This is a genomic window from Pseudanabaena mucicola FACHB-723, from assembly GCF_014696385.1.
Lineage (GTDB): Bacteria > Cyanobacteriota > Cyanobacteriia > Pseudanabaenales > Pseudanabaenaceae > Pseudanabaena.
The window spans coordinates 1-26477 of record NZ_JACJQB010000045.1 but is presented as its reverse complement, the minus strand read 5'-3'; the positions used below and the strand labels follow the sequence as shown (position 1 = coordinate 26477).

At 43.6% G+C, this 26477-nt stretch carries 21 protein-coding genes; 11 read left to right on the top strand and 10 right to left on the bottom strand.

All coding sequences use genetic code 11. The features are described 5' to 3' along the window. Nucleotides 1–446: IS630 family transposase (locus tag H6F41_RS15945; RefSeq protein WP_190401965.1), on the top strand; the 446-nt coding region annotated here is incomplete at its 5' end. 37 nt (nucleotides 447–483) lie between these two features. Here the strand turns inward: H6F41_RS15945 and H6F41_RS15940 are convergent. Continuing rightward, nucleotides 484–1008, bottom strand: coding sequence for a cofactor assembly of complex C subunit B (locus tag H6F41_RS15940; protein WP_190404460.1), 525 nt, complete (start codon nucleotides 1006–1008; stop codon nucleotides 484–486). A 185-nt stretch (nucleotides 1009–1193) separates the two neighbouring features. Between H6F41_RS15940 and H6F41_RS15935 the strand changes: the two genes are divergently transcribed. Next, nucleotides 1194–3401, top strand: a complete 2208-nt coding sequence (locus H6F41_RS15935; protein ID WP_190404459.1) for a GumC family protein — start codon at nucleotides 1194–1196, stop codon at nucleotides 3399–3401. Nucleotides 3402–3484: 83 nt separating this feature from the next. Here the strand turns inward: H6F41_RS15935 and H6F41_RS15930 are convergent, their stop codons facing one another. After that, nucleotides 3485–4618, bottom strand: coding sequence for a cob(I)yrinic acid a,c-diamide adenosyltransferase (locus tag H6F41_RS15930; protein WP_190404458.1), 1134 nt, complete (start codon nucleotides 4616–4618; stop codon nucleotides 3485–3487). 143 nt (nucleotides 4619–4761) lie between these two features. Here H6F41_RS15930 and H6F41_RS15925 point away from each other — a divergent pair, with 143 nt between their 5' ends. After that, nucleotides 4762–5343, top strand: a complete 582-nt coding sequence (locus tag H6F41_RS15925; protein ID WP_190404457.1) for a hypothetical protein — start codon at nucleotides 4762–4764, stop codon at nucleotides 5341–5343. Between the two features lie 7 nt (nucleotides 5344–5350). Here the strand turns inward: H6F41_RS15925 and H6F41_RS15920 are convergent, their stop codons facing one another. Next, nucleotides 5351–5908 (bottom strand): pentapeptide repeat-containing protein, encoded by a 558-nt coding sequence (locus H6F41_RS15920; RefSeq protein WP_190404456.1) that lies wholly within the window; start codon nucleotides 5906–5908, stop codon nucleotides 5351–5353. A gap of 255 nt (nucleotides 5909–6163) precedes the next feature. Here H6F41_RS15920 and H6F41_RS15915 point away from each other — a divergent pair, with 255 nt between their 5' ends. From H6F41_RS15915 to H6F41_RS15905, 3 genes are all read left to right on the top strand, one after another. Beyond that, nucleotides 6164–8881 (top strand): valine--tRNA ligase, encoded by a 2718-nt coding sequence (locus H6F41_RS15915; protein WP_190404455.1) that lies wholly within the window; start codon nucleotides 6164–6166, stop codon nucleotides 8879–8881. Nucleotides 8882–9017: 136 nt separating this feature from the next. Then, nucleotides 9018–9203 carry a hypothetical protein gene (locus H6F41_RS15910; protein ID WP_190404454.1) on the top strand — a complete coding sequence of 62 codons (186 nt, stop codon included), beginning with the start codon at nucleotides 9018–9020 and terminating at the stop codon, nucleotides 9201–9203. Between the two features lie 9 nt (nucleotides 9204–9212). Then, nucleotides 9213–10904 carry a CocE/NonD family hydrolase gene (locus H6F41_RS15905; RefSeq protein WP_190404453.1) on the top strand — a complete coding sequence of 564 codons (1692 nt, stop codon included), beginning with the start codon at nucleotides 9213–9215 and terminating at the stop codon, nucleotides 10902–10904. A 27-nt stretch (nucleotides 10905–10931) separates the two neighbouring features. Here H6F41_RS15905 and H6F41_RS15900 read toward each other — a convergent pair whose 3' ends face one another. Next, nucleotides 10932–11315: an allophanate hydrolase-related protein gene (locus H6F41_RS15900; RefSeq protein ID WP_190404452.1), complete on the bottom strand. Its 384-nt coding sequence runs from the start codon at nucleotides 11313–11315 to the stop codon at nucleotides 10932–10934. Between the two features lie 12 nt (nucleotides 11316–11327). Further along, a complete protein-coding gene (locus tag H6F41_RS15895; RefSeq protein ID WP_190404451.1) occupies nucleotides 11328–12488 on the bottom strand; it encodes an ABC transporter ATP-binding protein in 1161 nt (386 codons plus the stop codon). Nucleotides 12489–12794: 306 nt separating this feature from the next. On the opposite strand from H6F41_RS15895, the gene H6F41_RS15890 reads away from it, so the two are divergent. From H6F41_RS15890 to mnmA, 3 genes are all read left to right on the top strand, one after another. Beyond that, a complete protein-coding gene (locus tag H6F41_RS15890; RefSeq protein WP_190404450.1) occupies nucleotides 12795–13988 on the top strand; it encodes a class I SAM-dependent methyltransferase in 1194 nt (397 codons plus the stop codon). A gap of 78 nt (nucleotides 13989–14066) precedes the next feature. Continuing rightward, complete coding sequence (locus H6F41_RS15885; RefSeq protein ID WP_190404449.1) at nucleotides 14067–14864, top strand: TIGR03943 family putative permease subunit; 798 nt, start codon at nucleotides 14067–14069, stop codon at nucleotides 14862–14864. 104 nt (nucleotides 14865–14968) lie between these two features. Then, nucleotides 14969–16051 carry a tRNA 2-thiouridine(34) synthase MnmA gene (gene mnmA, locus H6F41_RS15880; protein ID WP_190404448.1) on the top strand — a complete coding sequence of 361 codons (1083 nt, stop codon included), beginning with the start codon at nucleotides 14969–14971 and terminating at the stop codon, nucleotides 16049–16051. Between the two features lie 42 nt (nucleotides 16052–16093). Here the strand turns inward: mnmA and H6F41_RS15875 are convergent, their stop codons facing one another. Further along, nucleotides 16094–16612 carry a tetratricopeptide repeat protein gene (locus tag H6F41_RS15875; protein ID WP_190404447.1) on the bottom strand — a complete coding sequence of 173 codons (519 nt, stop codon included), beginning with the start codon at nucleotides 16610–16612 and terminating at the stop codon, nucleotides 16094–16096. A 239-nt stretch (nucleotides 16613–16851) separates the two neighbouring features. Between H6F41_RS15875 and H6F41_RS15870 the strand changes: the two genes are divergently transcribed. Both H6F41_RS15870 and H6F41_RS15865 read left to right on the top strand, forming a co-directional pair. Next, complete coding sequence (locus H6F41_RS15870; protein WP_190404446.1) at nucleotides 16852–18213, top strand: cytochrome P450; 1362 nt, start codon at nucleotides 16852–16854, stop codon at nucleotides 18211–18213. Nucleotides 18214–18288: 75 nt separating this feature from the next. Continuing rightward, the gene (locus H6F41_RS15865) at nucleotides 18289–19872 is read left to right on the top strand and encodes a CHAT domain-containing protein (protein ID WP_190404445.1); all 1584 of its coding nucleotides are present in this window, start codon (nucleotides 18289–18291) and stop codon (nucleotides 19870–19872) included. 40 nt (nucleotides 19873–19912) lie between these two features. Here H6F41_RS15865 and H6F41_RS15860 read toward each other — a convergent pair whose 3' ends face one another. From H6F41_RS15860 to H6F41_RS15845, 4 genes are all read right to left on the bottom strand, one after another. Further along, nucleotides 19913–20380, bottom strand: a complete 468-nt coding sequence (locus H6F41_RS15860; protein WP_190404444.1) for a response regulator — start codon at nucleotides 20378–20380, stop codon at nucleotides 19913–19915. Nucleotides 20381–20409: 29 nt separating this feature from the next. Next, nucleotides 20410–22968 carry a sensor histidine kinase gene (locus H6F41_RS15855; RefSeq protein ID WP_190404443.1) on the bottom strand — a complete coding sequence of 853 codons (2559 nt, stop codon included), beginning with the start codon at nucleotides 22966–22968 and terminating at the stop codon, nucleotides 20410–20412. 288 nt (nucleotides 22969–23256) lie between these two features. After that, on the bottom strand, nucleotides 23257–25947 hold the full coding sequence (locus H6F41_RS15850; RefSeq protein WP_190404442.1) for a GAF domain-containing sensor histidine kinase: 2691 nt from the start codon (nucleotides 25945–25947) through the stop codon (nucleotides 23257–23259). An 84-nt stretch (nucleotides 25948–26031) separates the two neighbouring features. Continuing rightward, the coding region (locus H6F41_RS15845; RefSeq protein WP_190401965.1) for an IS630 family transposase at nucleotides 26032–26477 on the bottom strand (446 nt) is incomplete at its 5' end.

Here is a 26477-nt window from a genome sequence, read left to right as displayed (position 1 = left end):
TTCCCTATGCTTGGCAAGAGAAAGGGACGGGTTTAAGCTTACCCAGTCAACGCAGTAAGAGGTTAAATGTCGTGGGTTTGATGAATCGAAACAATGACTTATCTGCTTATGTTTTTGAACGCAGTATCACCAGTGCAGTCATTCTCGCTTGTATCGATGACTTTGCTCGTCAATCTACCAAGCCAACAGTGATTGTTATGGATAAAGCCTCTATTCATACCAGTCAACTGATTCAAGAGAAATTAGAGCAGTGGAAGAACCAGCAAGTTGAGATTTTCCAGTTACCCCCTTATAGTCCCCAGTTGAACTTGATTGAAATTTTGTGGCGTTTCATGAAGTATGAGTGGATTGAACTCAATGCATATGAATCTTGGGAAAGTTTAGTCTCTTATGTTGAAAAAGTTCTTCGAGACTTTGGTTCAACTTATGTAATTAATTTTGCTTAGCTACTTATATTCAACTTTTATAGTCAAGCTATTTTAACTAAGTTTCTAGTTTTTCAAGATTTAGCGCTCGCTGTAACTGCTCGATCTCATCTTTGTGGGCGCGAACTTTAAGCTGAGAGTCAGGCAGTAGTCGCAAGCTGACTCTGCGCTCACGGGGTGTGCCACGCCAATAAAATATCCCTGCGATCGGCGATAGAGCTGTGAGCCAAATCCAAATATTTTCTAGATCTGGGATTAAAATACCTAGCACTAAGCCTAGACAAATCATGCCAATTGCCGCTAGGACGGTCATAAATATTGCTAAAAATAGATTGGGCTTGACTTGCCCCGATAAATTCGCAACTTCTCGATCACGATCAATTTCAACAACCTGATATGCCCTTTGCCGAAAGTGATCACGTACCTGCATTAGCATCTGATCGTCCGTGATCTGATTATTTTTTGTAAATACAACATCAGTTGTGCGATCGCGAATTGATCCTCGTAAAAAAGAAACTAAACCCCAAAATAGCAAGAGCGTTAATAAGAGGGTGGAATATATGACTGGAACAGTTACAGGCATTCGCTACTTCGGTTATGATGAGATGGCTAAGATATAGTCTAAAGAAAACTACTAACTATTATAAATAGTAACCTTCAGTAATTTCATGATTACTCATTTTCGGTTTGATATATCTTCTTGCTTTTGATATAAGTATTAACGAATATAAGAAGTAGTGCTAAAAGCTACCTAGGTAAAATATAGAAATGACTGAATATCCTACAGCTACCTATGTCGGCAAGTACGTTGATGATTCCTTTAAATTATCCAAATTTCTGCGAATATTACGCAAACGTTGGATTACCATCGCGGCAGTCTCTGTGACGGTATTTGCTGGCAACGTCTACTATACATTTACCAGAATTCCTCAATACCGTGCAAGCGCTTCTCTTCTAGTTAACTCCACAGTTGCCGTATCAGATATTCAACTTCCTGGATTGCCTAGTAATTCGGCGGCTAGCCTAAGCACAGAAATTTCTATTCTCAAGAGCTACCCTTTGATTGAAAATGCTCTGACTAGGTTACAAAAATCTGAAGCAGGCAAGACATATAGCTCTCTAAATTCAGCAATGATCATAGAGGGATTAGACATACGTCCTGAAAAAGATGCTATGGTTTTGCGACTTAGCTACACAGATACTGACGCAAAAAGAGCCCGTGATGTCTTAGCTGCTTTATCGCAAACCTATGTTGAATATAGCCTAAAAGATCGTCAAACCAAATCCACCACAGCGATTCAGTTTATTGAAGATAAACTTCCACAGGTAAAGCAACAGCTTGACAAGTCGGCGCTAGCGGTTACACAATTTCGGAAGCGGTATAATATCGTCGATCCTGATACCTATGCTGCCTCGGTTTATACCATGCGCGAGGCTCTGGAGACTCAAGCTCAAAACTTACAAATCAAAATCGCGCAGTCACAACAACAATACGAATCCCTAAGTAGTCAAGTAGGTAAATCGGCTGATGAAGCGATCGGCAATGCTATTCTGCAACAGGATGAATCGTATCAGTCATTGGTTAAACAATTCCAAGAAGTAGAAACTAATTATTTCTTGGAACTCACACGCTTTCGCGAAGATCATCCCAACGTTGTTGCTCTTAAAGATCGCCGAGATGAACTGTATAGATTATTAGAAAATCGCGCTCAATCAGTAGTAGGTGTAAGGAATACTGCTACAGCAAATATTACGAAAGAGCCAAACAGTCCTATTCAACAAAACTTAGCCACTCAATTATTTGCGGCACAAACAGATCTTGCGGTCAGTCAAGCGCAGCTAGAAAGTATTAGAAAGGCTCAAGAGGAAGTTACTGCTGCTTTTTCTAATATTCCCCAAATTCAGCAGCGATATGTAGAAATCCAAAGACAGCTTGCCCTTGATAGCTCAACCTACAATAAGCTCAGTGAAAAATTAGAAGAGTTAAGAATTGCAGAAGCTCAAGAAATTTCATCATGGAAGATCTTAGAACCACCTTTAACTCCCAGCAAGCCCTTTTCTCCAAATATTGAGAGAAATTTGCTCACTGGCACTATCCTCAGTTTGGGTTTAGGAGTTCTATTAGCACTGCTCCAAAATAAATTAGACCAGCGTATTCGTGAAGTCGAAGAAGTAAGGGAAATGATTGATATCCCTCTGCTTGCTTCAATTCCAATGATGAATGCCAATTCTTTACTCGCCAGTGTCGATGGTAGACATCCTAGTAATAATTACTACGCTTTTAAAGAATCCCTAAGTTCGCTGGCGCTTAATTTGCGTTATTTGGGTACAGATAACACGATGAAAGTAATTGCATTCACATCGTCTGTCCCTTCTGAAGGCAAGAGTACATTAAGCTATAACATCGCCAATATCTTAGCTTCTCTGGGATACAGAGTGATGTTAGTAGATGCAGATATGCGAAAACCAACTATTCATAAGTTAGCTAAACTAAGTAATACCGTTGGTTTGTCTACTGCTTTAGCAACCACTAAACCTTGGCAAGAATTAATTCAACAGGGAGATGAACTTGGTAATTTACACATTTTGACCTCTGGCTCTCTTCCTCCCAATCCTATGTTGTTGCTAGATTCCAATAAAATGACTAACCTTTTACAGGAGTTGCGCCAAGAGTATGACTATGTACTAGTTGACACGCCCCCCGTGATTGGTATCAGTGATGCTCAATGTTTGACTCCTAAAGTGGATACTTTTATTTTGGTGGCAGCGATTGATCGCTCTACCCGAAGTGGAATTTCTCGTGCTTTGGAGTTACTAGAAATGGCAAAGGCAAATGTTGCTGGGTTATTAATTAATATGATTGGCACATCTGATGGTGAGTATTATTACAAATACTACAATGGCTATTACTTGCCATCGGAAAAAGAGCAAGCAGAGGAAGTTTCTGTATCGACAGTAGAATCAAGTGAAAAATAAATTTAGGCTCAAACCCAAAAAATGAGTTGCGTCACAAAGTGCTGCAACTCATTTTTTGGGCTTTGAAGTGTACTAAGTTGACCCTAGAAATCGACACCACGTTTCAGGTCTACGCCTTTTTCGGCATAGTGTTTGTGACAGACCATTTCTGAGTGGATAGAAGCTAGGTCGAAATAGGCTGGCTGATTGAGGCAACGACCTGTGATGATTACTTCTGTATCTCGTGATTTTTTGAGTAGGGCTTCGCAGATGGGCTCAACAGGTAATAAGTCCAGATCAACGGTGGGATTCAATTCATCAAGAATGATTGTTTTATAAAGTCCTGATGCGATCGCAGCTTGAGCAATTTCCCAGCCACGTTGAGCCTCGATGCAGTCCATTTCCTGCTGTTGACCACGCCAGACAATTGCGTCACGTCCGCAACGTTGATGATCAATCACATGGGGATAACCACGTTTGAGGGCAGCGATTGCTGCGTCTTCGGTATAGCCTGTACCACCCTTGAGCCATTGCATGATTAAAACACGGTGGGATAAATCGCGACTGATGCCAGTGCCAATTGCTTTTAAGGATCTACCTAAGGCTGAGGTGCTCTTACCTTTGCCCGCACCTGTATAAATTTCAATACCTGTGACTCCATATTTTTCGGCATGGGCATCATCATGCGATCGCATTTCTGAGTGTAGATCCGCAATATCAATCAATGCTTGTGGTGCGCCGCGACCTGTACAAATAACTTCGAGGTGCGGTAGTTTATTTTTTAAGTCTTTGACGACGCGATCAACTGGAATTAAACCGAGATCGAGGACGGGATTAATCTCATCTAAAACTACTACCGAATACAGCCCTGATGCCATTGCACCTTTGGCGATCGCCCAACCACGTTCTGCTTCTTGGCGATCAAAAGGTGTGACATGTTCGGCATCAAAAAATTCGGCGCGACCTGTCCGCACATGGTCGATTAAGTGGGGAAATCCTTGTTGTAATGCGGAAATTGCTGCATCTTCTGCATATTCCCGCTCTGCCCCTTTGAGAAATCGCAGTAATAAAATCCTTGTGCCAAAGGGTGAGCTGTCAGACATACCTAGTCCTAGCGATCGCAATACCACACCTAGGGCTGCCTGTGATTTGCCTTTACCCATTCCGTCATAAACATGGATTTGTCCGATCTCACGTTCGGGACGCACCTGTGCGGTCATGATGCCAATTGCTGCCATGTTTTTTCTAACCAATCTCATTCAATGTGATTATATAGCGCCTACAAACTTGTTTCCCCACCTTTGCTGGAGAAAGCAATTACTTCTACAGGCTGAGCTTGGCTAATGCTAAAATCTACTCCTGAGATTCATTCCTTTGTGTCATGAGAAATTTTTCACTGCGATCGCTATTTGCCCTTGTTGCCGTAACTACTATACTCGGCATTACAATGCCTGTGCGATCGCAGTCAAGACCAAGCTCAACGCCAAACAAAACAACAAATACAAGAACATCAGTCGAGATTTCGCGACCACAGCAACCAGAAATTTCTTCAGGCAAAAAAACTAGTGTTGTCAAAATGTTTGAAGATATTGCGATCGCACCGAATTTTGTGCCAACGGTTGTTGAACTACGAGGTATTAGCGGTGGTGGCACTGAGACTCAGGCAAAATCAGGACGCAAAGTGACGGAAACTGGCGAATGTATTGGTTTTATTGACGCAGAGCCTGATCATAAAATCACCCTCACTCAGCCATTTAACTATCTCAAAATGCAAGTTAGAAGCTCTGGTGATACAGTTTTGTTAGTACGTGGTCCCGGTGGGAGTTGGTGTAGTGACGATGTTCGCGATCGCAATCCTGAAATAGCAGGCGATTGGCTAGAGGGAACCTATGAGGTTTGGATTGGCTCTTATGAAGAAAATGCTTCTTTTCCCTATCTACTAGAACTGTCCGAGCAGCCATAATCAAACACTAATTAGGACATTCTAAAGTTTGACGGCTATCATTTTTTGTGAATGGGTGTGTACCACTTGCGATCGCACAAAGATATAACCGAGTCTGATCATCCAAATGACGCACACCTGAGAAATCAATATCTAAGCAGGTGTGTAATCTTTTTAAGATCGCACCCCGCAGATTTGTACCACGCAAATTGCAACCATTCATAATTGCGCCTGTAAAATCTGCCTCAATTAAATTTGCGCCACTGAAATTAGTAATATGCAGATTGGCGCGTGTAAACTTGCTCTCTGATGAATTTGACCAAGTGAAGTTTGCGCCTGTCAAGTCAGCATTCGCAAAATTTGCGCCACGCAATAACGCACCTCTGAGATTAGTATCAATCAGTTTAGCCCCTGTTAAGTTAGCGTCAATCAAATTAGCACTACTCAAATCTGCCTTATCTAAAGTTGCGCCACGGAGATCAATGCCAATTAAATTAGCACTGCGTAATTGGGCATGACTGAGATCGATATTAGCGAAATTACGCTCTCCTTGTTTGTATAGTTCTAATAATTTCGAGACTTCCAAGGTGGCTACTCCTAATCAATAAATCCTACATTCCCAAAGGCTCACGAAATTCTAGAATTTCGGTTTGAGGTATGAGTCTAACTTATTTTAGGCAGTTTATTTCAACAAAAATCAGGTGAATTTTTTTTAAATTTTATTAAACTCAAAGACCCTAGTTCTCAATTCTGCTGGATCCCAGTCGAGAAAACGCTATAAGATAATAGACTGCACAAAGACCTTAATATTTAAGTAACAAAATTTCCTAAGTAACCCGCTATGAGTACGACCGAACTTCCCAAACAATATAACCCTCTCGAATCTGAAGCCAAGTGGCAAAAATATTGGGAGGAAAGTGGCGTATTTGTAGCAGAAAGCCAAAGCGAAAAAGAGCCATACTGCATAATGATTCCGCCGCCCAATGTCACGGGCAGCTTACATATGGGTCATGCTTTTCAAGAGGTATTAATTGACATCTTAATTCGCTATCACCGTATGCGTGGGTTTAATACGCTGTGGTTACCGGGTACTGATCACGCTAGTATTGCCGTCCAAACGATCCTTGATAAACAAATCAAGGCTGAAGGCAAAACTAATCAAGAGATTGGGCGCGAAAAATTTTTAGAGCGGGCTTGGGAATGGAAAGCGGAATCTGGTGGTACGATTGTTTCGCAGTTACGGCGTTTAGGGGTGTCGGCAGACTGGACACGCGAACGCTTCACCATGGATGAAGGTTTATCGAATTCAGTAACAGAAGCCTTTGTCAAGCTCTATGAAGCAGGTTTAATTTATCGCGGCGAATATCTGGTTAACTGGTGTCCCGACTCGCAATCTGCTGTATCAGATCTTGAAGTTGACAATAAAGAAGTTAATGGTCATCTTTGGAATTTCCGCTATCCCTTAGCTGATGGCTCTGGTCATTTAGTTGTCGCCACCACTCGCCCCGAAACCATGTTGGGTGATACTGCGGTTGCGGTTAATCCTGATGACAATCGCTACAAGCATTTAATTGGTAAAACGATCATGCTGCCAATCATGAATCGTGAAATTCCGATTATTGCCGATCAATATGTCGATCCCAAGTTTGGTAGTGGCTGTGTCAAGATTACCCCTGCCCATGATCCGAATGACTTTGAGATGGGTAAGCGCCATCAACTTCCATTAATCAATATTCTCAATAAAGATGGCTCAATCAATGAGAATGGTGGTGAATTCCAAGGACAAGATCGGTTTGTAGCGCGTAAAAATGTCGTCGCCAAGCTGGATCAATTGGGCTTACTCGAAAAAATTGAAGACTATACTCACACTGTTCCCTATTCAGAACGTGGCAAAGTGCCTGTGGAGCCATTGCTCTCAATTCAGTGGTTTGTGAATATTAAGCCGCTATCAGACTTTGCTCTGGAACAGTTTGACAAACAAAATTCGCCCACCTTCGTCCCCGATCGCTGGGGTAAGGTATATCGCGATTGGCTAATTCGTCTCAAGGATTGGTGTATTTCCCGGCAATTGTGGTGGGGACATCAGATCCCTGCTTGGTATGCGCCCGATGGCACAATTTTTGTGGCACGGACTGAAGCGGAGGCGATCGCCCAAGCTAAGGCAAAATTTGGTACGGATGTCACTTTAGAGCGCGATCCAGATGTGCTGGATACATGGTTCTCATCGGGTTTATGGCCATTCTCGACTTTAGGTTGGCCAGAGCAAACTCAAGATTTGGAAACTTTCTATCCTACGAGTGTTCTAGTTACTGGCTTTGACATTATCTTCTTCTGGGTTGCCCGAATGACGATGATGGCGGGATACTTCACGGGCAAGATGCCTTTCCATACGGTCTATATTCATGGATTGGTGCGCGATGAAAATAATCAGAAGATGTCTAAATCCAAAAACAATGGCATCGATCCATTAGTTCTGATTAATAAGTATGGAACCGATGCGTTGCGTTATTCCCTTGTTAAAGAAGTAACGGGCGCAGGGCAGGATATTCGCCTCGATTACAATCGCAAAACCGATGAATCGACAACGGTGGAGACAGCACGGAATTTTGCCAATAAGCTCTGGAATGCTTCGCGATTTGTGATGATGAACCTTGATTTGAATCGTGGCTCCGCCACGATTCAAATCGAAAATCTAGAACTTGCCGATCGCTGGATTTTGTCGCGTTACTATCAGACAGTTTTACAGGTACGTGAACAACTTGATGCCTATAGCATGGGTGAAGCTACCAAGAGTCTGTATGAATTCTTCTGGGGAGATTTCTGTGATTGGTATATTGAATTAGTCAAATCACGCTTACAGGAAACCGCCGATCCGACTTCTCGCGCTACGGTGCAGCAAACTCTTGCCTTTGTCCTTGATGGAATTTTGCGTCTGTTGCATCCATTTATGCCCCATGTTACTGAAGAGATCTGGCAACTGCTCACCTATGGTACTAATGAACCATCAAGCGATCACCCAGTGCTCGCGATTCAACCCTATCCCGAAATCGATACTACTCACATTAATGAGGAACTAGAAGAGCAGTTCAAGTTAATCATCGGCACAATCCGCACGATTCGCAATCTTCGTGCTGAAGCTGAGATTAAGCCTAGTCTGAAAGTGAAGGTGATTTTACAATCCGACAGCGATCGCGAAAGAGCATTACTAGAATCGGGACAAAGCTATATTCTCGACTTGGCAAGGGTTGAGGATTTGGCAGTTGTGGCAACTGTGGATGAGTCGGCAACGGAAGAGGCGATCGCAGGTGTGGTTGGTACTGTCCAGACTATTGTTTCTTTGGTTGGAGTTGTGGATATTGCTCAATTGGTTGCCAAGCTAGATCGCACCCTCAAGAAACTAGAATCTGCGATCGCATCGACTCAAGGACGCTTAAATAATGAGGGCTATGTCAAAAAAGCACCACCTGAAGTAGTGGCAACTGCGCGTGCAGAATTGGAAGAATCTCTCAAACAGCAGGAGATTCTCAAGGCGCGTTTAGCTCAATTACAGGGTAAATAAACCTTTGCAGAATAGGATGAGCAACGCGAAGCGTTGCTCATCCTATTTTAATGTGCTTGGCTTTTGCGTTAAAGTGTTAAGGGTGTTGTGCTTTGGGCATTACTCTCTAAATCTAAATAATTTCCTAAAACTGCATATGTCAACCCCTGAAAGCTTAAAACAAAGATTTGTTGCGATCGCTAGCAAGCGTGAATTATTGGTGGAATTATCACTCAAAAATAATTTGGGCAGCTTGACTATCGATGTCATTCAAGCTTTAGAAGAACTTGATGATTTGCTTATTGAAATTAGAAAGATTTTCCCCGATTGGCAAATCGACTAGCGTAAATTCATGCCCCCAAAACTCACGGCTTTCCATGCTCAGGTGAATGTCCAGCGTCAAGTCAAAATCCCGATGCGCGATCGCATTAACTTGACGGCGGATATCTATCGCCCTAGGGGTGTCAGTACACCGTTACCTGTATTGCTAATGCGCTTGCCCTATGGTCGGGCGATTGCTTCGACCTGCACCTATGCCCACCCCAGTTGGTATGCCAAGCAAGGCTATATTGTGGTTATTCAGGATGTGCGCGGTTGTGGCACTGCTGAGGGGGAGTTCTATCCATTTAAACATGAGTATGAGGATGGATATGACACAGTGGAATGGTGTGCCAAGGAGCTAGAGGGTAGTAATGGCAAAGTGGGCATGTATGGTTTTTCCTATCAGGGGATCACGCAGTTTCAAGCGGCTGTACAGCAACCACAGGGACTAGTGACAATCTGTCCCAGCATGGCAACCGCAGATTTGTATCACGGCTGGTTTTATTTTGGGGGAGCGGTTTGTTTAGATTTTGACTTAGGTTGGGCATTACAGTTAGCTCAAAATCGAGCATGGTATTTAAAACAAGAGCCACAGGCTAGCCATCTTTTTGCGGCTCAGAAACAGGTGGGTAAATGGTCAGAAAATTTACCATTGGATGAAATAGAACTGTTCAAGAACGAAACGTTGGGCGGGCAATTTGGGAAGTTCTTTTTTGATTGGATTGGTAATCAGCAAGCAGATGCCGAATATTGGCAACAACTAAATCCCCTCAGTTATTTTGATCGATTTGATCTGCCTGCTTTGCATATTGCGGGGTGGGCGGATATTTTTATCGAGGCGACGATTAATACCTATCGACAGGCAAAGGCGGCGACAAACAAGCCGCAACATTTGGTTGTGGGGCCATGGCAACATTTACCTTGGTTGCCAAAGGTGGGCGAAATTGATTTTGGTGAAGCCGCCATTTCACATGTCGATCAGTTGCAAATTGATTGGTTTGATTTTTGGCTGAAGGGAATTGATAATGGCATTTGCGATCGCAATCCTGTACAAATTTTTTTGATGGACAAAAATCAATGGCTTGAGCAGACTGATTTCCCGCCAGTGCAATCTCCAGATAAAACCCATAGGCTTTATTTACATCCACAACGGCAGTTAGCGGCGCATTTACCCATTGTCAGCCAGCCAGCTCCTGATATTTACGTTTACGATCCCCGCAATCCCAATCCTGCCACTGCTTACGGATTTTATGATCAGCGCCATGTGCATCAGCGTTGGGATGTGCTGATTTATGAGAGTGAGGAACTAGATGCAGATTTTGCGATCGCAGGAATTCCTGAATTTATGCTCTATGCGGCAACGACTGCCCCTGATACCGATTGGGTGGTGAAGCTGTTGGATATTTATCCTGACGGTAAGCAAATGTTGGTATCGATGGGGGTGTTACGGGCAAGATTTCGTAAGTCATGGACTGAACCTGAATGGGCTGAATCCGATGTGGTGCATGAATATCGCATCAAGCTGCGCCCCACTTGCCAAAATTTTGCTCAGGGACATCGAATTGGTGTGGCAATTTCTAGTGCGGCTTTTCCATTGATCGAGCGCCATTCTAATACGCAGCAGTTACCATCAACGGCGAGGGTCATTGATTTGGTGGAAGCAACCCAGCAGATTTTTTATAGTGCCGAATATCCTTCCCATTTAAAAATCAGTATTTTATAAAAACCTGTAACAGTCGCGTAGCGACTGTTACAGGTTTTTGGTGTTTTTGGTGTAAGCTCGCCAACCACCATATTCAGTAATTTCCTTTTGTCCTTCACAGAGAAATGGCTCACCCAGCACTCCTAAAACTTCCTGCATATCTGACAACACAACTTTACCGATCGCAAGTCCCGCAGGTTCAGCCATTAAGACTTCACCGAGCGCCGCAGGGCTAATTGACCAAATTTCTAAAGCGATCGCCGCGCCATTCTCATTGACTCGAAGCATGGCAGGATGGCGATCGTTGATTGTCCAAAGTCGATAAATTGGTGCGGTTTCTGCCTCTCTGACAAAGGTTGCACCCACTTTTTGCAAGTTTCCATTTAACTCTAAACCGCGCATTAGAGTTCCATTGACGGCAAATTCAATCATATTTTAGTAGTCCTACCTTTTTTTATAAGGATGATGCAAAGTTAACCCTGTTTGGGCATCAAATCCGTACAACTTGTGCAGATCAAAACGCCAAAAACTGCGATCGCCAATTTGCCAATGCTGCTCTAGGCCAATATCGGCGGATACTCTCGCTCTGATTTCGGTATCGTTGACCTTGAGTAAAACAATTGTTTCTGAGCCGAGGGCTTCGACAAGCTCGACGATGCCGACAAAATGAGCATTGTCGGCAGTGGTGGGTTGCAAATCTTCAGGACGGAAGCCCAGTGTAAAATTGCGGTCGCAACCAACTTCTTTGAGTGAAACTTCATCTAGATTAATTGTTCTAGCCAAGCTATCACTGCTGAGATTGCCCTGCGAATCGATGTGGACAGCCAAAAAATTCATCGGTGGTGAACCCATAAAGCCTGCCACAAATTGGTTAGCAGGTTGCCGATAAATATTTAAGGGGGTATCGACTTGCTGAATATCACCCTTGTTTAAAACCACAATCCGATCGCCCATAGTCATTGCTTCAACTTGATCATGGGTGACATAGATCGTAGTCACTTGTAACTGCTTTTGCAACTGCACGATTTGCGATCGCGTATCGCTGCGTAACTGAGCATCCAGATTGGACAATGGCTCATCCATCAAAAAAACTTGGGGATTACGCGCAATTGCTCGACCAAGGGCAACCCGTTGTTTTTGTCCGCCCGATAGTTCTTTGGGCTTGCGTGTTAGTAAATGGGAAATTTGCAAAGATGCAGCGACCTGCTGCACTCTTTGATCAACCTCGGCACGTTGTTTTTGGTTAGCTGTCCCAAACCAAGCGAGTTTCGATAATGTCGATAACTTTTGCGATCGCTGTCGGCGTAGTCCAAAGGCGATGTTGTTATAGACCGTCATATGTGGATAGAGCGCATAACTCTGAAATACCATGGCAATATCGCGCACTTTTGGTGGTAAATGGTTGATTTGGCGATCCCCTAAATAGATTGAGCCATCACTAACTTCTTCTAAACCTGCGATCAGCCGCAACAGGGTACTTTTGCCACAACCTGAGGGGCCAACTAAAACCATAAATTCGCGATCGGCAACTTCTAGATCAATATCCCGAAGCACGATATTTTGTCCAAACTTTTTGGTAACACCACACAAACGCACGGGAGCCATTGCCAAGTATCCTAAAAATCTAAACTTTACAGAAAAGATGCTGTTAAGTAATTGAGCGCAATTAAATATAAAACCCTCAAACCTTTGGCGCACGCTGCACGTGTGCCAAAGCTCAAACCTTTTGGTTTTAATTATGCCTAACTACTTAGTATCTCTTCTTTAAGATTACAGCGCTTTGCGCTGACATAAAAACCGTCAAAAAAACATCAAAAGTTTGGCAAAATTTTCAAGCAGCTAGCTCCAATGCCAGATGATAGCATTATGCTAACAAGCTCTTTTTAGAAAAAATTACTAATCATTACGCCCATGTCCGATCCCAAAGTTAGTGCTGCCGTTGCCAGTCTCTACAATACTTACCCCTTTCCCCCAGAGCCAATCTTGGATGAGCCACCACCAGGATATAACTGGCGTTGGAATTGGCAAGCCGCCTATAGCTTCTGCACTGGACAAAAACCTGCTAGAGATAACATTCGCATTCTTGATGCTGGTTGTGGATCGGGTGTCAGTACAGAATACCTCGTGCATTTAAACCCTGAAGCCTCTGTCGTCGGTATTGACCTCAGCGAAGGAACGCTTGCCGTTGCCCAAGAACGCTGTAAAAGATCAGGGGCAACCAGAGTCAATTTCCATCATCTCAGCCTATTTGATGCCGATCAATTGGAGGGCGAATTTGATCTGATCAACTCCGTGGGAGTATTGCACCATACCGCCGATCCGATCCGTGGTATCCAAACCCTCGCCAATAAACTTGCTCCCGGGGGATTGCTGCATATTTTTGTCTATGGTGAATTAGGTCGATGGGAAATTCGCCTCATGCAAGAAGCGATCGCAATATTGCAAGGTGACAAGCGCGGCGATTATGTCGATGGCGTAAAAATTGGTCGCGAACTGTTTGCCAATCTTCCTGAAAATAACGCCTTGCGCCGTCGCGAAAAGGAACGTTGGGAACTGGAAAATAAGCAGGATGCTTGTTTTGCCGATATGTATGTTCATCCCCAAGAGCTAAATTACAACGTAAATACATTATTTGAATTAATTGATGCATCAGGGCTAGATTTTCTCGGCTTTTCCAATCCACAGGTTTGGGATTTAAATCGCTTAATTGGGAAAGTGCCTGATTTACTCGACAGAGCAAAGCACCTCACAGAACGCCAACGTTACCGCCTAATTGAAGTTCTCGATCCCCATACAATTTCCCATTACGAGTTCTTTTTGGCACGTCCCCCGATCGCCAAACAAACTTGGCAAGTTGATGCCGAACTTCTCGCGGCAATCCCTGAGCCTAGCCCTTGTATCTATGGCTGGCAAGATAGCCCCAATTTCTTTGACTATAACTATCAATTAGTCAGAATTAGTGACTTGGAATGGAAGTTTTTGCTCGCTTGCAATGATAATCAGAACAAAAAGCAAACAGTTGCTCAGATCTTAGAATCCGTAGCTGCAAGCCTTGAGGATGTGCGATCGCTCCAAAAGCAACAGATCATTCTTCTGAGTGCATAAACGCTTAGGTATAATGAGAACCTGTGGCGCACGCTGCGCGTGCGCCACAGGTTCTCATTAATTTAGTCATCTTTCCCCATGGCATCTAGATCCGCTAACTCTTCACGCATTCAAATCTACTGGCAAAAATGTGTGCCTTGGTTAGAATCCTGTGCGATCGCCGCTTGGGGGATTACACTCCTGCGGCTATGGCTATCAGGACAATTATTTTTGCTGATTCACCCCAATTACATTCCCCTGACCGTGATTGCAGGCATTGGACTAACTATTGTTGGCGCTGCCGAGGCTTGGCGCGTTGCCCAACGGCGCAAAAATCATAAAAACAATCAAAATAGTCCCAATAATCAACAGCACGTTAATTTAATCAAACCATCCCTGAGCAGTAGTTTGTTATTATTCGTGGCAATTGTCGCTTTATTTGTCAGCCCCCGTCCCTTCACCAGTGAAAAAGCGATTCACCGTGGTGTTATTGAAAATATTGCCGATGCCAGAACCATTCCCCAATCATTTCGCGCTAGCAATCGCCCCGAAGAGCGGACTCTGGTTGAGTGGGTACGCACAATCAGTGCCTATCCTGAACCCGACGCATATAAGGGACAGAAGGTAAACCTCACGGGCTTTGTTGTCCATGCCCCCGATCAGCCTGACAACATGTTTTTAATTACAAAATTTGTGATTACCTGCTGTGCGGCGGATGTTTATCCTGTTAGTCTACCCGTCAAAATTACGGAAAGTCGCAAAAACTATCCTCCCGATCGCTGGCTGCAAATCGAAGGTCAAGCCGATGTAGACAACACTGACGGCAAACGTCAGGTTGTGATCGTGGCAAGTAATATTACTGCGATCGCAGAACCCAAAAATCCCTACGACTACTAAAACCTAGAACTAGAGTCGTCCGCTACGCGGACGACTCTGGCTTCACTGAGCGATTGCCTAAGCAATTACGATACAATTTAGTTTGAATGGTTCGATCGCAGTAAATGTCAAACACAACCGTAGAGCAAGTTAAAGAAAAAGTCGTTGTCGGTTTATCGGGCGGAGTTGATAGCTCCGTGGCGGCCGCCCTATTGCACCGCGCAGGATACGACGTGACTGGGTTAACGCTATGGTTAATGCGTGGCAAAGGACAATGCTGTTCTGAGGGGATGGTCGATGCGGCTCGTCTCTGTGAGGAGCTAGGTATTCACCATGAAATTGTTGATAGCCGTGATGTATTTGAAGAAAGCATTATTAATTACCTAGTGACAGGCTATGCCGCAGGATCTACACCTCTGCCCTGCTCACGGTGCAACAAAGCCGTAAAGTTTATGCCGATGATGACCTATGCTCGTGAGAAGTTGGGCATCAACAAAATTGCCACAGGGCATTATGCCAAGCTGAAATTTAATCCTGATTCGGGACGGTATGAATTGCGCCGCGCCGTTGATGATACTAAGGATCAGTCCTATTTCCTATATGAGGTTGGGCAGGAAGAACTAAGTTGCTGTGTGTTTCCGCTAGGGGAAACTACAAAGGTGGAAACCCGCAAAATCGCGGCGGAATTTGGATTGGCGACAGCGGAAAAGCCTGAAAGTATGGATCTTTGCCTCGTGGAAGCCAATGGTTCGATGAAGGCATTCCTTGATAAATATCTCACCCCAGTCCAAGGCAAAATTGTCGATACTCAAGGCAATGTCTTGGGTGAGCATGATGGTACATATCACTACACTATCGGCCAGCGCAAAGGTTTGGGGGTTGCGGCCGCCAATCCGCTCTATGTAATTGCCCTTGATCCTGTCAAAAATGAAGTGGTCGTTGGCGATCGCAGTGAAGCCCATGAGAAGGAATGCACGATCAATCAAGTTAATTGGGTATCGATTGCGCCGACTGATGTACCTTTCCATGCCGAAGTACAAGTGCGCTATCGGACTGTGCCTGCACCAGCGACGGTGATTCCCTTAGCAGGCGATCGCGCCAGAATTGTATTTGATGAGCCGCAATTTAGCATTACCCCCGGTCAAGCGGCGGTATTTTATCGCGATGATTTGTTGCTAGGTGGCGGATTAATCGAAGTTAAGGCATAAAAAAAGGAGTCGCAATGCGACTCCTTTTTTTATTTTATTTGGCTATGCAGTGGGGACAACTTGCTTGCGTAAAGACGTTAAGCGGCGCTTGGCGATTTCATTTTTTTCATCTAGTTTTAAAACTTGCTCATACATCTCAATCGATTGAGGTAATAGTTTTTTCTTCTCATAGGCATGGGCAAGATTGTTGATGGCTGTGACATAGCCATCTTGCAGGGCAATTGCTTCTTTATAGTTTTTAATTGCTAAGTCATACTGCTCTTGGGAGAAATAGGAAAAGCCGAGAGCGTTGTAAACTTCAGGAATATTGTCGCCGCCTTCTTTGAGAGCTTTGTTGAAGAGAGCAATGGCTTGAGAATAAAGCTTTTTGCGTAAATACACACTGCCGAGTTGGTAGTAGTCTTCGGGTGTACCTTTTTCCTTTTGTAATTTTGGTTGGAGGTCAGAAATTACGTTTTCGAGACTCCTTGCTTTTAAAATCTGGCGGATAACCAACCAGCTAACCCCTGCGAGGAGCAAGACCAGCGCTCCAAGATATGCGATCGCTAATGTACTATCCATAGGTATTTATTAACTTTTGTATTAACAGACAAACTCTATCATTGCACTCTGGCAATTTGTTTGGGTAGCATCAAACGTAATTTTTAACAAAATTTGCGATCGCAATCTAGCTATAGCGATAAACACCGATTTTTGAAAGCACGCCAACGGCGTGCTTTCAAAAATCAATCTTGTTTTTTCAGTTACGATAGTTGCCAAGTCCTACTCACTTAGAATCAACGAAACCTTCTGACGAAAATATGTCTCATCTAATTAACAAAATCAACATTTCTCCATTCTGGCAACAAATGCAATGGGTTGTTGATCCTGTCGGCTATATGGGCAAGGCAGTCACACAATATCCTGATATTTTTACGGCAGAAATAATTGGCTTTGGTAACTCATTGCTGTTTGTGAACGAACCGCAGGCAATTCAACAAATTCTCACCAACGATCGCAAACAATTTTGTGCGCCTGGAGAACTAAACGAAATTTTAAAGCCAGTGCTGGGTGGTAACTCGGTGATCATGATTGATGGTGAGCGTCATCGCAAGCGTAGACAGGTGGTGATGCCATCATTCCATGGGGCAAGGATGCAAAACTATGGACAAATTATTTTTGATATTACGAACAAGGTGTTTCAGGGCTTACTAGCTCAAAAAAAAGAAAATCAAGCTAGCGTAAATTTTCTTGCCCGTGAGGCGATGCAGGAAATTTCGATGCAAATTATCTTGCAAGCAGTATTTGGTTTGTATGAGGGAAAACGAAGTGAGCAACTTCGATATTTGATGACACAGATGACAGCGCTATTTAATTCCCCATTTACCTCGGCGGCGTTGTTTTTTAAAGTTTTACAAAAAGATTTGGGCGCATGGAGTCCTTGGGGCAATTTCATCCGTCAAAAAGAGCAGCTTGATCAATTAATTTATCAAGAAATATCCGAGCGTCGGGCTAATCACGATCCTGAACGCACTGATATCTTGACAATGTTGCTATCGGCAATCGATGAAGAAGGCAATGGCATGAGTGATCTCGAACTCCATGATGAACTGCTTGCCCTTTTGTTTGCAGGGCATGAGACTACGGCAACAGCCATGTCTTGGGCTTTGTATTGGGTGCATCATTTGCCAGAGGTCAAAGCCAAAATCTTGCAGGAACTCAAAACTCTCAGTAATCCCCATGACTGGATGAGTATTTTCCGACTGCCCTATCTCACTGCCGTTTGTAATGAAACTCTGCGAATCCATCCCGTCGGTATGTTGACCTTTCCTCGCGTTGCCGAAGAATCTGTCAATATTTTGGGACATCAAATCGAGCCGAAAACGATTGTAGTGGGCTGCATTTATCTCTTGCATCAGCGTCAAGATCTATATCCAGAACCTAGCCAATTTAAACCAGAACGTTTTCTTGATCGCCAATATTCTTCCTATGAGTTTATGCCCTTTGGTGGTGGCGTGCGGCGCTGTGTGGGTGAGGCTTTGGCGCAGTTTGAGATGAAGATAGTCTTGGCGACGATTTTAGCTAATTATGATGTGGATTTGTGCGATCGCAAATCTGTAAAACCCCAACGTCGTGGCGTTACCCTTGCCCCTGCGGGCGGCATTAGGATGATTTTAAGATAATCATCAATCAGATTGGTGGCGCTTTGCACCACCAATCCCCAACACAAATAAACAGGTATTTAGGAGCAAAGTCCTATGCGATATTTTCTGTTATGGTTTCTGGCCTCAGTATTTGCATTGCTATCGTTGGTTGCTCCTAAACCTGTGCGATCGCAATCTCCATCCCAATATCCTGATAGCCCTTCAAGACCCTCTGGCATTGGGTTAGATCCCTTTGTAATCCTCAGTCTGATCAATGCTTTGAGCGGATCTAGTCGCAACGACCCGCAACAGGTCGATTTATCTCCCGATCTTGCCGAAATCCGTGGACAAATTGGGCGTTTATATTTCCTGTTGGCAAGACAATATGCAGTCCAAAATCAGTTACCTCAAGCCTGTAATGCCCTCGAAAAAGGCTATGGCGCTGAGCTAGAGGCATATTTACGTAAACGGTTACAACCACTTCAAGCTGATAGTGATGACTGTTACGCCGCAGAAGTCAATCGCATCTCGAAGTTAACGGGTAGCCCCACGGCGCTAATTTATGTAAATACATCTAAAGATGGTTTAGAACTGATTGGCGTTCCTCCCTCTACTCCATTCAATAGCCAACCTGTGAGCTTGCTTTCAGAGACACGCATTGGTAATAAATCTTTGCAGGAAAAGATCGGCTTGCCCATTGTGCAGACCAGTCAAAACAATGGCTCACCATTTCGAAAGGTGGAGTACAGGGCAACTACCGAGCAAGTTGATCGCGTCATTCTAGAATTCCGCAATAATTTGCTGGATACTGACTCCGATGATTTTTTAGAGCAATCACAACAGCTTTATGATTGGGTCGTGCGCCCCATGGAGCCTGAACTAGCCAAGGCAAAGGTGAAAACTCTTGTTTTTGTGATGAATGGGAACTTGCGAGTTGTGCCACCTGCGGCGTTTCATGATGGTGAGCGCTATCTGATTGAAAAATATGCAGTGACTTCGATTCCTTCATGGCAGTTGACGCAGCCCAATCGTCCTGATCGGGCTTTGATTCCCCAAATCCTTGCGATGGGTTTATCCGATTCTGTGCAAGGCTGGTCACCTTTGCCCGCCACCAAATTAGAGGTCGAGACCATTTCCTCACAGGTGCTAGTGGGCAAGAACTTTCTGAATAATGCTTTTACTAAGGACAATTTGCGATCGCAAATTAACAGTCAAAACTTTGGCATCATCCATTTAGCAACCCATGCCAAATTTGTGAAACAGTCACCGCAGGATTCCTTTATTCAATTTTGGGATGATCGCTTGCAAATGAATCAAATCTCGAAAATGAATTTAGTGACAGATCTGCTCACCCTCAGCGCTTGTGAAACAGCCGTGGGCGAACATTTGGGCTTGGCAGGTGTGGCAGTTGATTCAGGTGCAAAGAGTGTGTTGGCATCGCTATGGCCAGTCAGTGATGCGGGTACAGCGCCCTTAATGATTCGGTTTTATCGTGGTTTGCCCAATGCACCTAGTAAAGCGATCGCTTTACAGGAGGCTCAACTAGCATTTTTGCGTGGTGAAGTGACGATTAAAAACAATCAAATTCTGGGTATCCAAGGAATGTCGAATATTCCCTTTACAACGACCTCAAATAAAATTAATCTCAAACATCCTTATTTTTGGTCTTCCTTTACCCTAATTGGCAATTGGCTCTAGCCTAAAAGTGCCGCGAAGCGGCACTTTTGTTTTTGGGCGCTTAATTGTGAGGGGTGCGATTGATTAAAACCCAATAAAAACCTAATTGCTCCACCGCTTTATTAAATTGCTCAAAATCAACAGGCTTGACAATATAACTATTCACCCCCAATTTATAACTCTCGATTACGTCACTATCTTGAGCAGAAGAGGTTAAAACAACGATAGGGATTGATTGGGTGCGCGGATCTGCCTTGAGTTGTTGTAGCACCTCTAACCCACTGACCTTCGGCAACTTCAAATCTAGCAGAATCATCTTCGGATGATCGGTAATTTGGCGATGGGCATAGCTACCACGACAGAAGAGAAAATCAAGAGCTTCTGCACCATCCTGTAATAGTTGAATTTGATTACTAATCCTGCCACGGCGTAAGGCACGAATCGCTAGCTCTGAGTCCGCAGGGTTGTCTTCCACTAGCAAAATAAACACACTTTGCTCAGAAATTTGTTCTTCAGATGGTTCTGTCATTAGTTAGTAAATCGCTAAGAGTTCTGCTCTCAGGCACTTTTTGCCTCAGGGATTGTAAAGTAAAAGGTTGCCCCTTGATTGATCGCCGCTTCCGCCCAGATTTTGCCATCATGTCGATGAATAATCCGTTGGGCGATTGCCAGCCCGATGCCGTTACCTTCAAATTCATTGTCGAGGTGCATTCGTTGGAATACCCCAAACAATTTCGTGGCATACTGCATATCGAAACCAGCACCATTATCGCGAATAAAGTACACGATTTCTGCATCGTGGGCTATATAACCAACTTCAATTCGCGCCTGATCCACCTTGCTAGTGTATTTGATGGCATTGCTCAACAGATTGATCCAGACTTGAGTTAACAATGACAGATCGGCTTGGTGCGGCGGTAAATCTGCGATCGCAAATTCAATTTGGCGACCAATCCAAGTTGGACGTAGCTCATTAATCAATTTATTGACTAATACCGTCGGAAAAATTGTTTGCCTTGATAGCTCTTTACGGTTTAGTCGCGCTAGATTCAGCAAATCATCGATCAAAACTCCCATCCGTTTGGCATTATCGCGCACTACCCTTAAATAACGATTGGCTTCCGCATCAAAGTTATGGCTATAGTCTTCCTGCAACATCTGCGTAAAACCATCGATTGCCCTGAGCGGTGCGCGTAAATCATGGGAAACCGAATAGGAAAAAGACTCTAATTCCTGATTTGCCATTTCTAGTTGGGCAGTCCGCCGCATCACCCGCTCCTCTAGTTCAACATTAAGCTGACGGATTTGTGCTTCAGATATTTGTAGACTCTCAATTAAATGATCGCGATCTGTCTCCAACTTCTGTCTTTCGGCAATCTCGGCAGCTAGCTCTGTATTGGTTTGTTGCAGAGCTTGAGTCCGATCCTGTACCCGTTCCTCTAAAAACTCATTAGCTTGGCGAATTTCGCGAAATTTTTGTTGCAAGCTCATCGACATCATCCGAAAATTGCGAATCAATAATGACAACTCCGTGACATGGCTATGAATCCAAGCGATCGGTTCGCGCTCTAGCAGTAATTTGTCAGGGAGATTCGTGGTTACTTCTGCCAACTGTTTCAAGGGGCGCACCACTTGGCGACTGACTAGGTTTGCAGAAATCAGAGCAATACCAGAAATAAGCAACAGAATTGCCATATAGCGGGTATGTACGGTCTCAATCTGCTTGACATGGGGAGTTGCCGCAATTTGGATGATCAATGTCCATGGAATATCGTCACGAATCTCTAACGCCTTTACAAATAGTGAATTTTGCCACTTCACCATGACGAGCCGACTGCCACCCATCGGCAACCAGTGATAGTTTTGGTTGCCCAGTTCAGTGACCGTACCGTTTTCGCGCCAGTCAAATTCCTGATAGCCAATAGACTCAATATTGGTACTGGCGGCAATGGTTTGCTGCTGATCAACGATGGTGATATTCAGTAACGCACCCTCAACATTCGACAATAAAAGATCAGTAATGCCCTTTAAATTAATCTCGGCAAAAATTGCGCCGCCCAGTTTGCCATCTTTCAAAATTGGCACACCCATCAATACATTCGGTGAAGTTGTATGGTGATCGATCAATACTGGCGATAAAAAAGCTTGAGGGGAGCGTTGGATTCGTGCAAAAACATCGGCTTGATTGAAGGAATATTTAGTCTCGATATCACCACTGTGCAGATCTAAAACAGTTGTACCATCGCTATCCAAAATATGAATATGTCGCAAATCAGGGAAGATTTGACTGATAAATCGTGCATTCTGCTGAAATGCATCACTTTTAAAATCACTGACCTGAGCGAGATTCGCAAGTTGACGCATCGCATTAAAGCGGCGATCGTACCATCCCCTAACCTCGACACTGAGATAACGAGCTGAGTTGTTGAGATCTAAGCTAACGGTGCGTTTAATATCATCAACGACTTGATGACTACCCAAAACAATCAATATCAATGTAGGAACTGAGACAAACGCAAACAACAAGTTAAATAGAGTTTGTCCGAGGGATAGACTATTGATAGCAGGGGGACGTTTTACCCACCGATAAATTGGTAAATGGGTGAGTAATAAACTAGCGATCAAGGCATTAAAAATGCCGTTGACAGGCTGCTTCATTAGAATAATCAAGGCTTGGGTATGGTCTACTCGCAATAAAATCGCATAGAAAAACCAAACTAGGGGCATTCCTATTACTAACCAAAACAGAAAATCGAGCAGAACAATATTATTTTGTGAATGGGATTGACGGGCTTGTGGCTGCTGTTGTCGATGAAATAGCCAACCCACAAATATTGCTTCTAGGGTAAAGGTAATTGCCGTATAGGGATGTTTCCAAAGAAAATAGGTGCATAGTCCAGAGAGAAATCCTGCAAAAGTTCCCCAACGGATGCCGTATAAGCAAACAACTATCCAAACTGCGATCGAGCCAAACAAAAAGTCAATATCAAAAAATAATGTCCATCGCAAATAGTTGCCGACAATTCCTGCTAGCAATAGGATGAGTAGACCCCAAAACTGACGTGAGGAACGTACTTTTGAACCAAATATTTGAGTGAAGCCTATTTTTAAAGACATTTTAAAGATGGCGATAATTTATTTGGAATTTATGGCAAGACTTAAACATTTATGGATACAAATCATAGAATTTAAATCTTCACGAACAATTGGCTGTAAGTCCATTGTTTTTATATAAATTTATAGAATTATTAAGTCATGGACAAACCTGTGGCACATAGGTAGTATGTGCTACAGGTTTGAGGATTTAATATTTAATAGCATTTCGCTAATTGTATGTATATGAAAAATATCTATATCTTAGAGATTTTCATATAATTAGAATGTGGAGGAATCTAGTTATAGATATTACAAGATATTTAAAGATCGATCAGGTATTTTGAAATAAAAAGTTGCACCTTGATCGATCGCAGCTTCTGCCCAAACTGTCCCCCCATGGCGTTGAATAATGCGTTGGACAATTGCTAAGCCGATCCCAGTGCCTTCAAAATCTGATTCTAGATGCATTCTTTGAAATACACCAAATAATTTGTCGGCATATTGCATATCAAATCCTGCCCCATTGTCACGAATAAAATAAACAATTTCTTCAGTTTCTTGATTAATAATTCTCTGAGATCCGATTTCAATGCGGGGATTGATAGTTTTGCCTGTATATTTAACTGCGTTGGAAATTAAGTTGAGCCATACTTGAGTTAATAACGAGTAATCCGCATCACAGTCAGGAAGATCTGCGATCGCAATCTCAATTTGACGGTCTTGAATCTCTGCGGCAAAGTCATTGAGGATTTTGTGAATAAGGCTGTGGACATCAACTGGTTTGCGTAATAAATCTTTGCGGGTTAGTCGGGATAGGGACAAGAGATCATCAATGAGTTCTCCCATGCGATTAGCATTGTCGCGGACGATTTGGAGATAGCGTACCCCTTCAGCATCTAGGCGATCACCATAATCTTCTTGCAAAATTTTAGAAAATCCATTGATTGCGCGTAATGGAGCGCGGAGATCATGGGAGACCGAATAGGAAAATGATTCTAGTTCTTTATTAGCGGCTTCTAGTTGGGCAGTGCGTTCGGTAACCTTAGATTCTAGAGATTGATTGAGTTGATATAGAGCTTCATTGGCAGACTCCCGCGCTTGTTCGGCTAATTTGCGATCGCAAATTTCTGCTTGCAGAGATTGATTAAGTTCAGCCTGTTGTTTCAATAGTCTAGCTTTGAGGATAGAAATTGCCGCCTGCGTAGAAAGTAAATTGAGAATGGCAATTCTCTGAGGCGTAAAGGCATCGGTGACAAGGTTATTTTCTAAGATCACGATTGCCGTGATACGCCCCTGATTGACTAGAGGCATACATAGAAGTGATTTAGACTGGTGCAGCACAATCCACGGATCGTTTTGAACCCCCCCAACTTCTGTAGCATGATTGAGAACGATGCTCTCTTGCGTACGGGCAACATAATGGACGAGGGATAGTGGCAGATAGGTATTGCCATCTGGATGGATGGGGGCAATTGGTAAGGATTGCATCACGATCACATGATCATGATTAATGGTTTTGATGGCTTCAATCGACCATTTCTCTAGATTGGTCAAATCTTGCGGGAAAGTATCTGGATCTTCGTCATTACTGAGACCATTTGGCAAAAGCAAATAGCCCGTTTGCGCCCCTGCATTTTCAATCAAAATATTCATCAAGGTGGACAGCAGTCGATCAAGCTGAATCTCATTGGCGATCGCAAATGATGCCTTGATGACTGCTTCGAGGTCGATGCTATGGAGACTATTGGATGAGGATGAATGGATGGAAATGGCAAGACGGGGATTTTGCTCGGAGAGCGGTTCTAAAAGCTGCGGATATTGGTTTTCGATGTGTTGGACTTTAGCCGTAGCACCCCATTCTAAATAGCAATAACGCGCTTCTTGCATATAGGCTTTGGCAATAAAAACTTTGCCTAGTTGCAGGTAAAATTTGGCAGCGAGTTCATTGGCTAGAGCTGCTTCATGGAGATAGCCGTGGGATTTGGATAAGGTGATGGCACGATCATAGAAATCACTAGCCAACTGTTGATCACCTTGCAATCTGGCTTGTTCCGCTTTAATGAGGGCGCACTTATGGACAAAATTTTGGGGTGCATGGTCTGCCCATGCCTCCAATTTGGCAAGATCCTGTTTGACAAGATCTAGTGACGACTCATCGCTCATGGTGGCATCTTCGCCGCTCCCTAGCAGTGCCAGTGCATGATAAAAATGGGAAAGAGCAAGTAAAAATGTCCCACCCAAACCCGAATTGCTAGTTTCTGTACGGCGAGCAATTGCGATCGCATCTTCCGCACTGCCAAAGTGATAGGACAGCATCAACTGATGCGTATTGGCTGAACCCGTTGCATATTGATCCCCTGCCAACTGATGTTGGGGCAAGCACTCATCGATGTTGTACCTGTCCCCAATCAGTTTCCATGGTGCATAGTCAGGATGATTAGGTTCTAGCGTCCAATTTAACGCCGCTTGTTGACCAATCTGTTGAAAATTTAAAGCGGTGGTTTGATTGAGTTTTGCGATCGCATCGGCATAGGTTTGCATCTCTTGATTGACTTTCTCTAAATTCGCACCCGAAAAATAGAGTAGTTGGCAATAATTGAAAGCACAATAAGCCGCAAATTCCGTATCCCCCGATTCTAATCCCGACTGATATCCTTCTAACAGTGGCGCTAAGGTCTTGCCAATATGATGTTGCCAAGGACGCACAAAGTGATAAACCAGATTAAAGATTTTAGTCTTGAACTTTAGAGCCTTAAATTTATCTAGCAGCGCAATCGCCACATCCGCCGAGGCATTACCTTTAGGAATATCGCCAGTGATACATAAAATCAATCCATAGGTCGAAAACGCATAGGCAGTTTCGGGGGTAGTTCCATAGTTTAAAGAGAGTTCAATTTGCTTAAGTACAATCAAGGGATAAAGATCAGGTGCGCCAATATAAGCCGCCGAAGCCATATTTGCCAAAATGTTGATAGCCGCGAGCATATGGGGATTGGTCATGGGCGGCAAGTCGCTCACATTGCCAATGGTGGCTAGCTGGGTGCCAAGTTGAGTTCCAAGTTGGTCAAAAGCATTACTAAGTAGCTAAGCAAAATTAATTACATAAGTTGAACCAAAGTCTCGAAGAACTTTTTCAACATAAGAGACTAAACTTTCCCAAGATTCATATGCATTGAGTTCAATCCACTCATACTTCATGAAACGCCACAAAATTTCAATCAAGTTCAACTGGGGACTATAAGGGGGTAACTGGAAAATCTCAACTTGCTGGTTCTTCCACTGCTCTAATTTCTCTTGAATCAGTTGACTGGTATGAATAGAGGCTTTATCCATAACAATCACTGTTGGCTTGGTAGATTGACGAGCAAAGTCATCGATACAAGCGAGAATGACTGCACTGGTGATACTGCGTTCAAAAACATAAGCAGATAAGTCATTGTTTCGATTCATCAAACCCACGACATTTAACCTCTTACTGCGTTGACTGGGTAAGCTTAAACCCGTCCCTTTCTCTTGCCAAGCATAGGGAA

Excerpts from the sequence above, each read along its gene's own strand:
- H6F41_RS15890 (WP_190404450.1), top strand. The coding sequence starts at position 12,795 with ATGTCCGATCCCAAAGTTAGTGCTGCCGTTGCCAGTCTCTACAATACT.
- H6F41_RS15875 (WP_190404447.1), bottom strand. The coding sequence starts at position 16,612 with ATGGATAGTACATTAGCGATCGCATATCTTGGAGCGCTGGTCTTGCTC.
- H6F41_RS15925 (WP_190404457.1), top strand. The coding sequence starts at position 4,762 with ATGAGAAATTTTTCACTGCGATCGCTATTTGCCCTTGTTGCCGTAACT.
- H6F41_RS15930 (WP_190404458.1), bottom strand. The coding sequence starts at position 4,618 with ATGGCAGCAATTGGCATCATGACCGCACAGGTGCGTCCCGAACGTGAG.
- H6F41_RS15900 (WP_190404452.1), bottom strand. The coding sequence starts at position 11,315 with ATGATTGAATTTGCCGTCAATGGAACTCTAATGCGCGGTTTAGAGTTA.
- H6F41_RS15855 (WP_190404443.1), bottom strand. The coding sequence starts at position 22,968 with ATGTCTTTAAAAATAGGCTTCACTCAAATATTTGGTTCAAAAGTACGT.
- H6F41_RS15870 (WP_190404446.1), top strand. The coding sequence starts at position 16,852 with ATGTCTCATCTAATTAACAAAATCAACATTTCTCCATTCTGGCAACAA.
- H6F41_RS15850 (WP_190404442.1), bottom strand. The coding sequence starts at position 25,947 with ATGACCAATCCCCATATGCTCGCGGCTATCAACATTTTGGCAAATATG.
- H6F41_RS15860 (WP_190404444.1), bottom strand. The coding sequence starts at position 20,380 with ATGACAGAACCATCTGAAGAACAAATTTCTGAGCAAAGTGTGTTTATT.
- H6F41_RS15885 (WP_190404449.1), top strand. The coding sequence starts at position 14,067 with ATGGCATCTAGATCCGCTAACTCTTCACGCATTCAAATCTACTGGCAA.
- H6F41_RS15935 (WP_190404459.1), top strand. The coding sequence starts at position 1,194 with ATGACTGAATATCCTACAGCTACCTATGTCGGCAAGTACGTTGATGAT.
- H6F41_RS15915 (WP_190404455.1), top strand. The coding sequence starts at position 6,164 with ATGAGTACGACCGAACTTCCCAAACAATATAACCCTCTCGAATCTGAA.
- H6F41_RS15910 (WP_190404454.1), top strand. The coding sequence starts at position 9,018 with ATGTCAACCCCTGAAAGCTTAAAACAAAGATTTGTTGCGATCGCTAGC.
- mnmA (WP_190404448.1), top strand. The coding sequence starts at position 14,969 with ATGTCAAACACAACCGTAGAGCAAGTTAAAGAAAAAGTCGTTGTCGGT.
- H6F41_RS15895 (WP_190404451.1), bottom strand. The coding sequence starts at position 12,488 with ATGGCTCCCGTGCGTTTGTGTGGTGTTACCAAAAAGTTTGGACAAAAT.
- H6F41_RS15940 (WP_190404460.1), bottom strand. The coding sequence starts at position 1,008 with ATGCCTGTAACTGTTCCAGTCATATATTCCACCCTCTTATTAACGCTC.
- H6F41_RS15905 (WP_190404453.1), top strand. The coding sequence starts at position 9,213 with ATGCCCCCAAAACTCACGGCTTTCCATGCTCAGGTGAATGTCCAGCGT.
- H6F41_RS15865 (WP_190404445.1), top strand. The coding sequence starts at position 18,289 with ATGCGATATTTTCTGTTATGGTTTCTGGCCTCAGTATTTGCATTGCTA.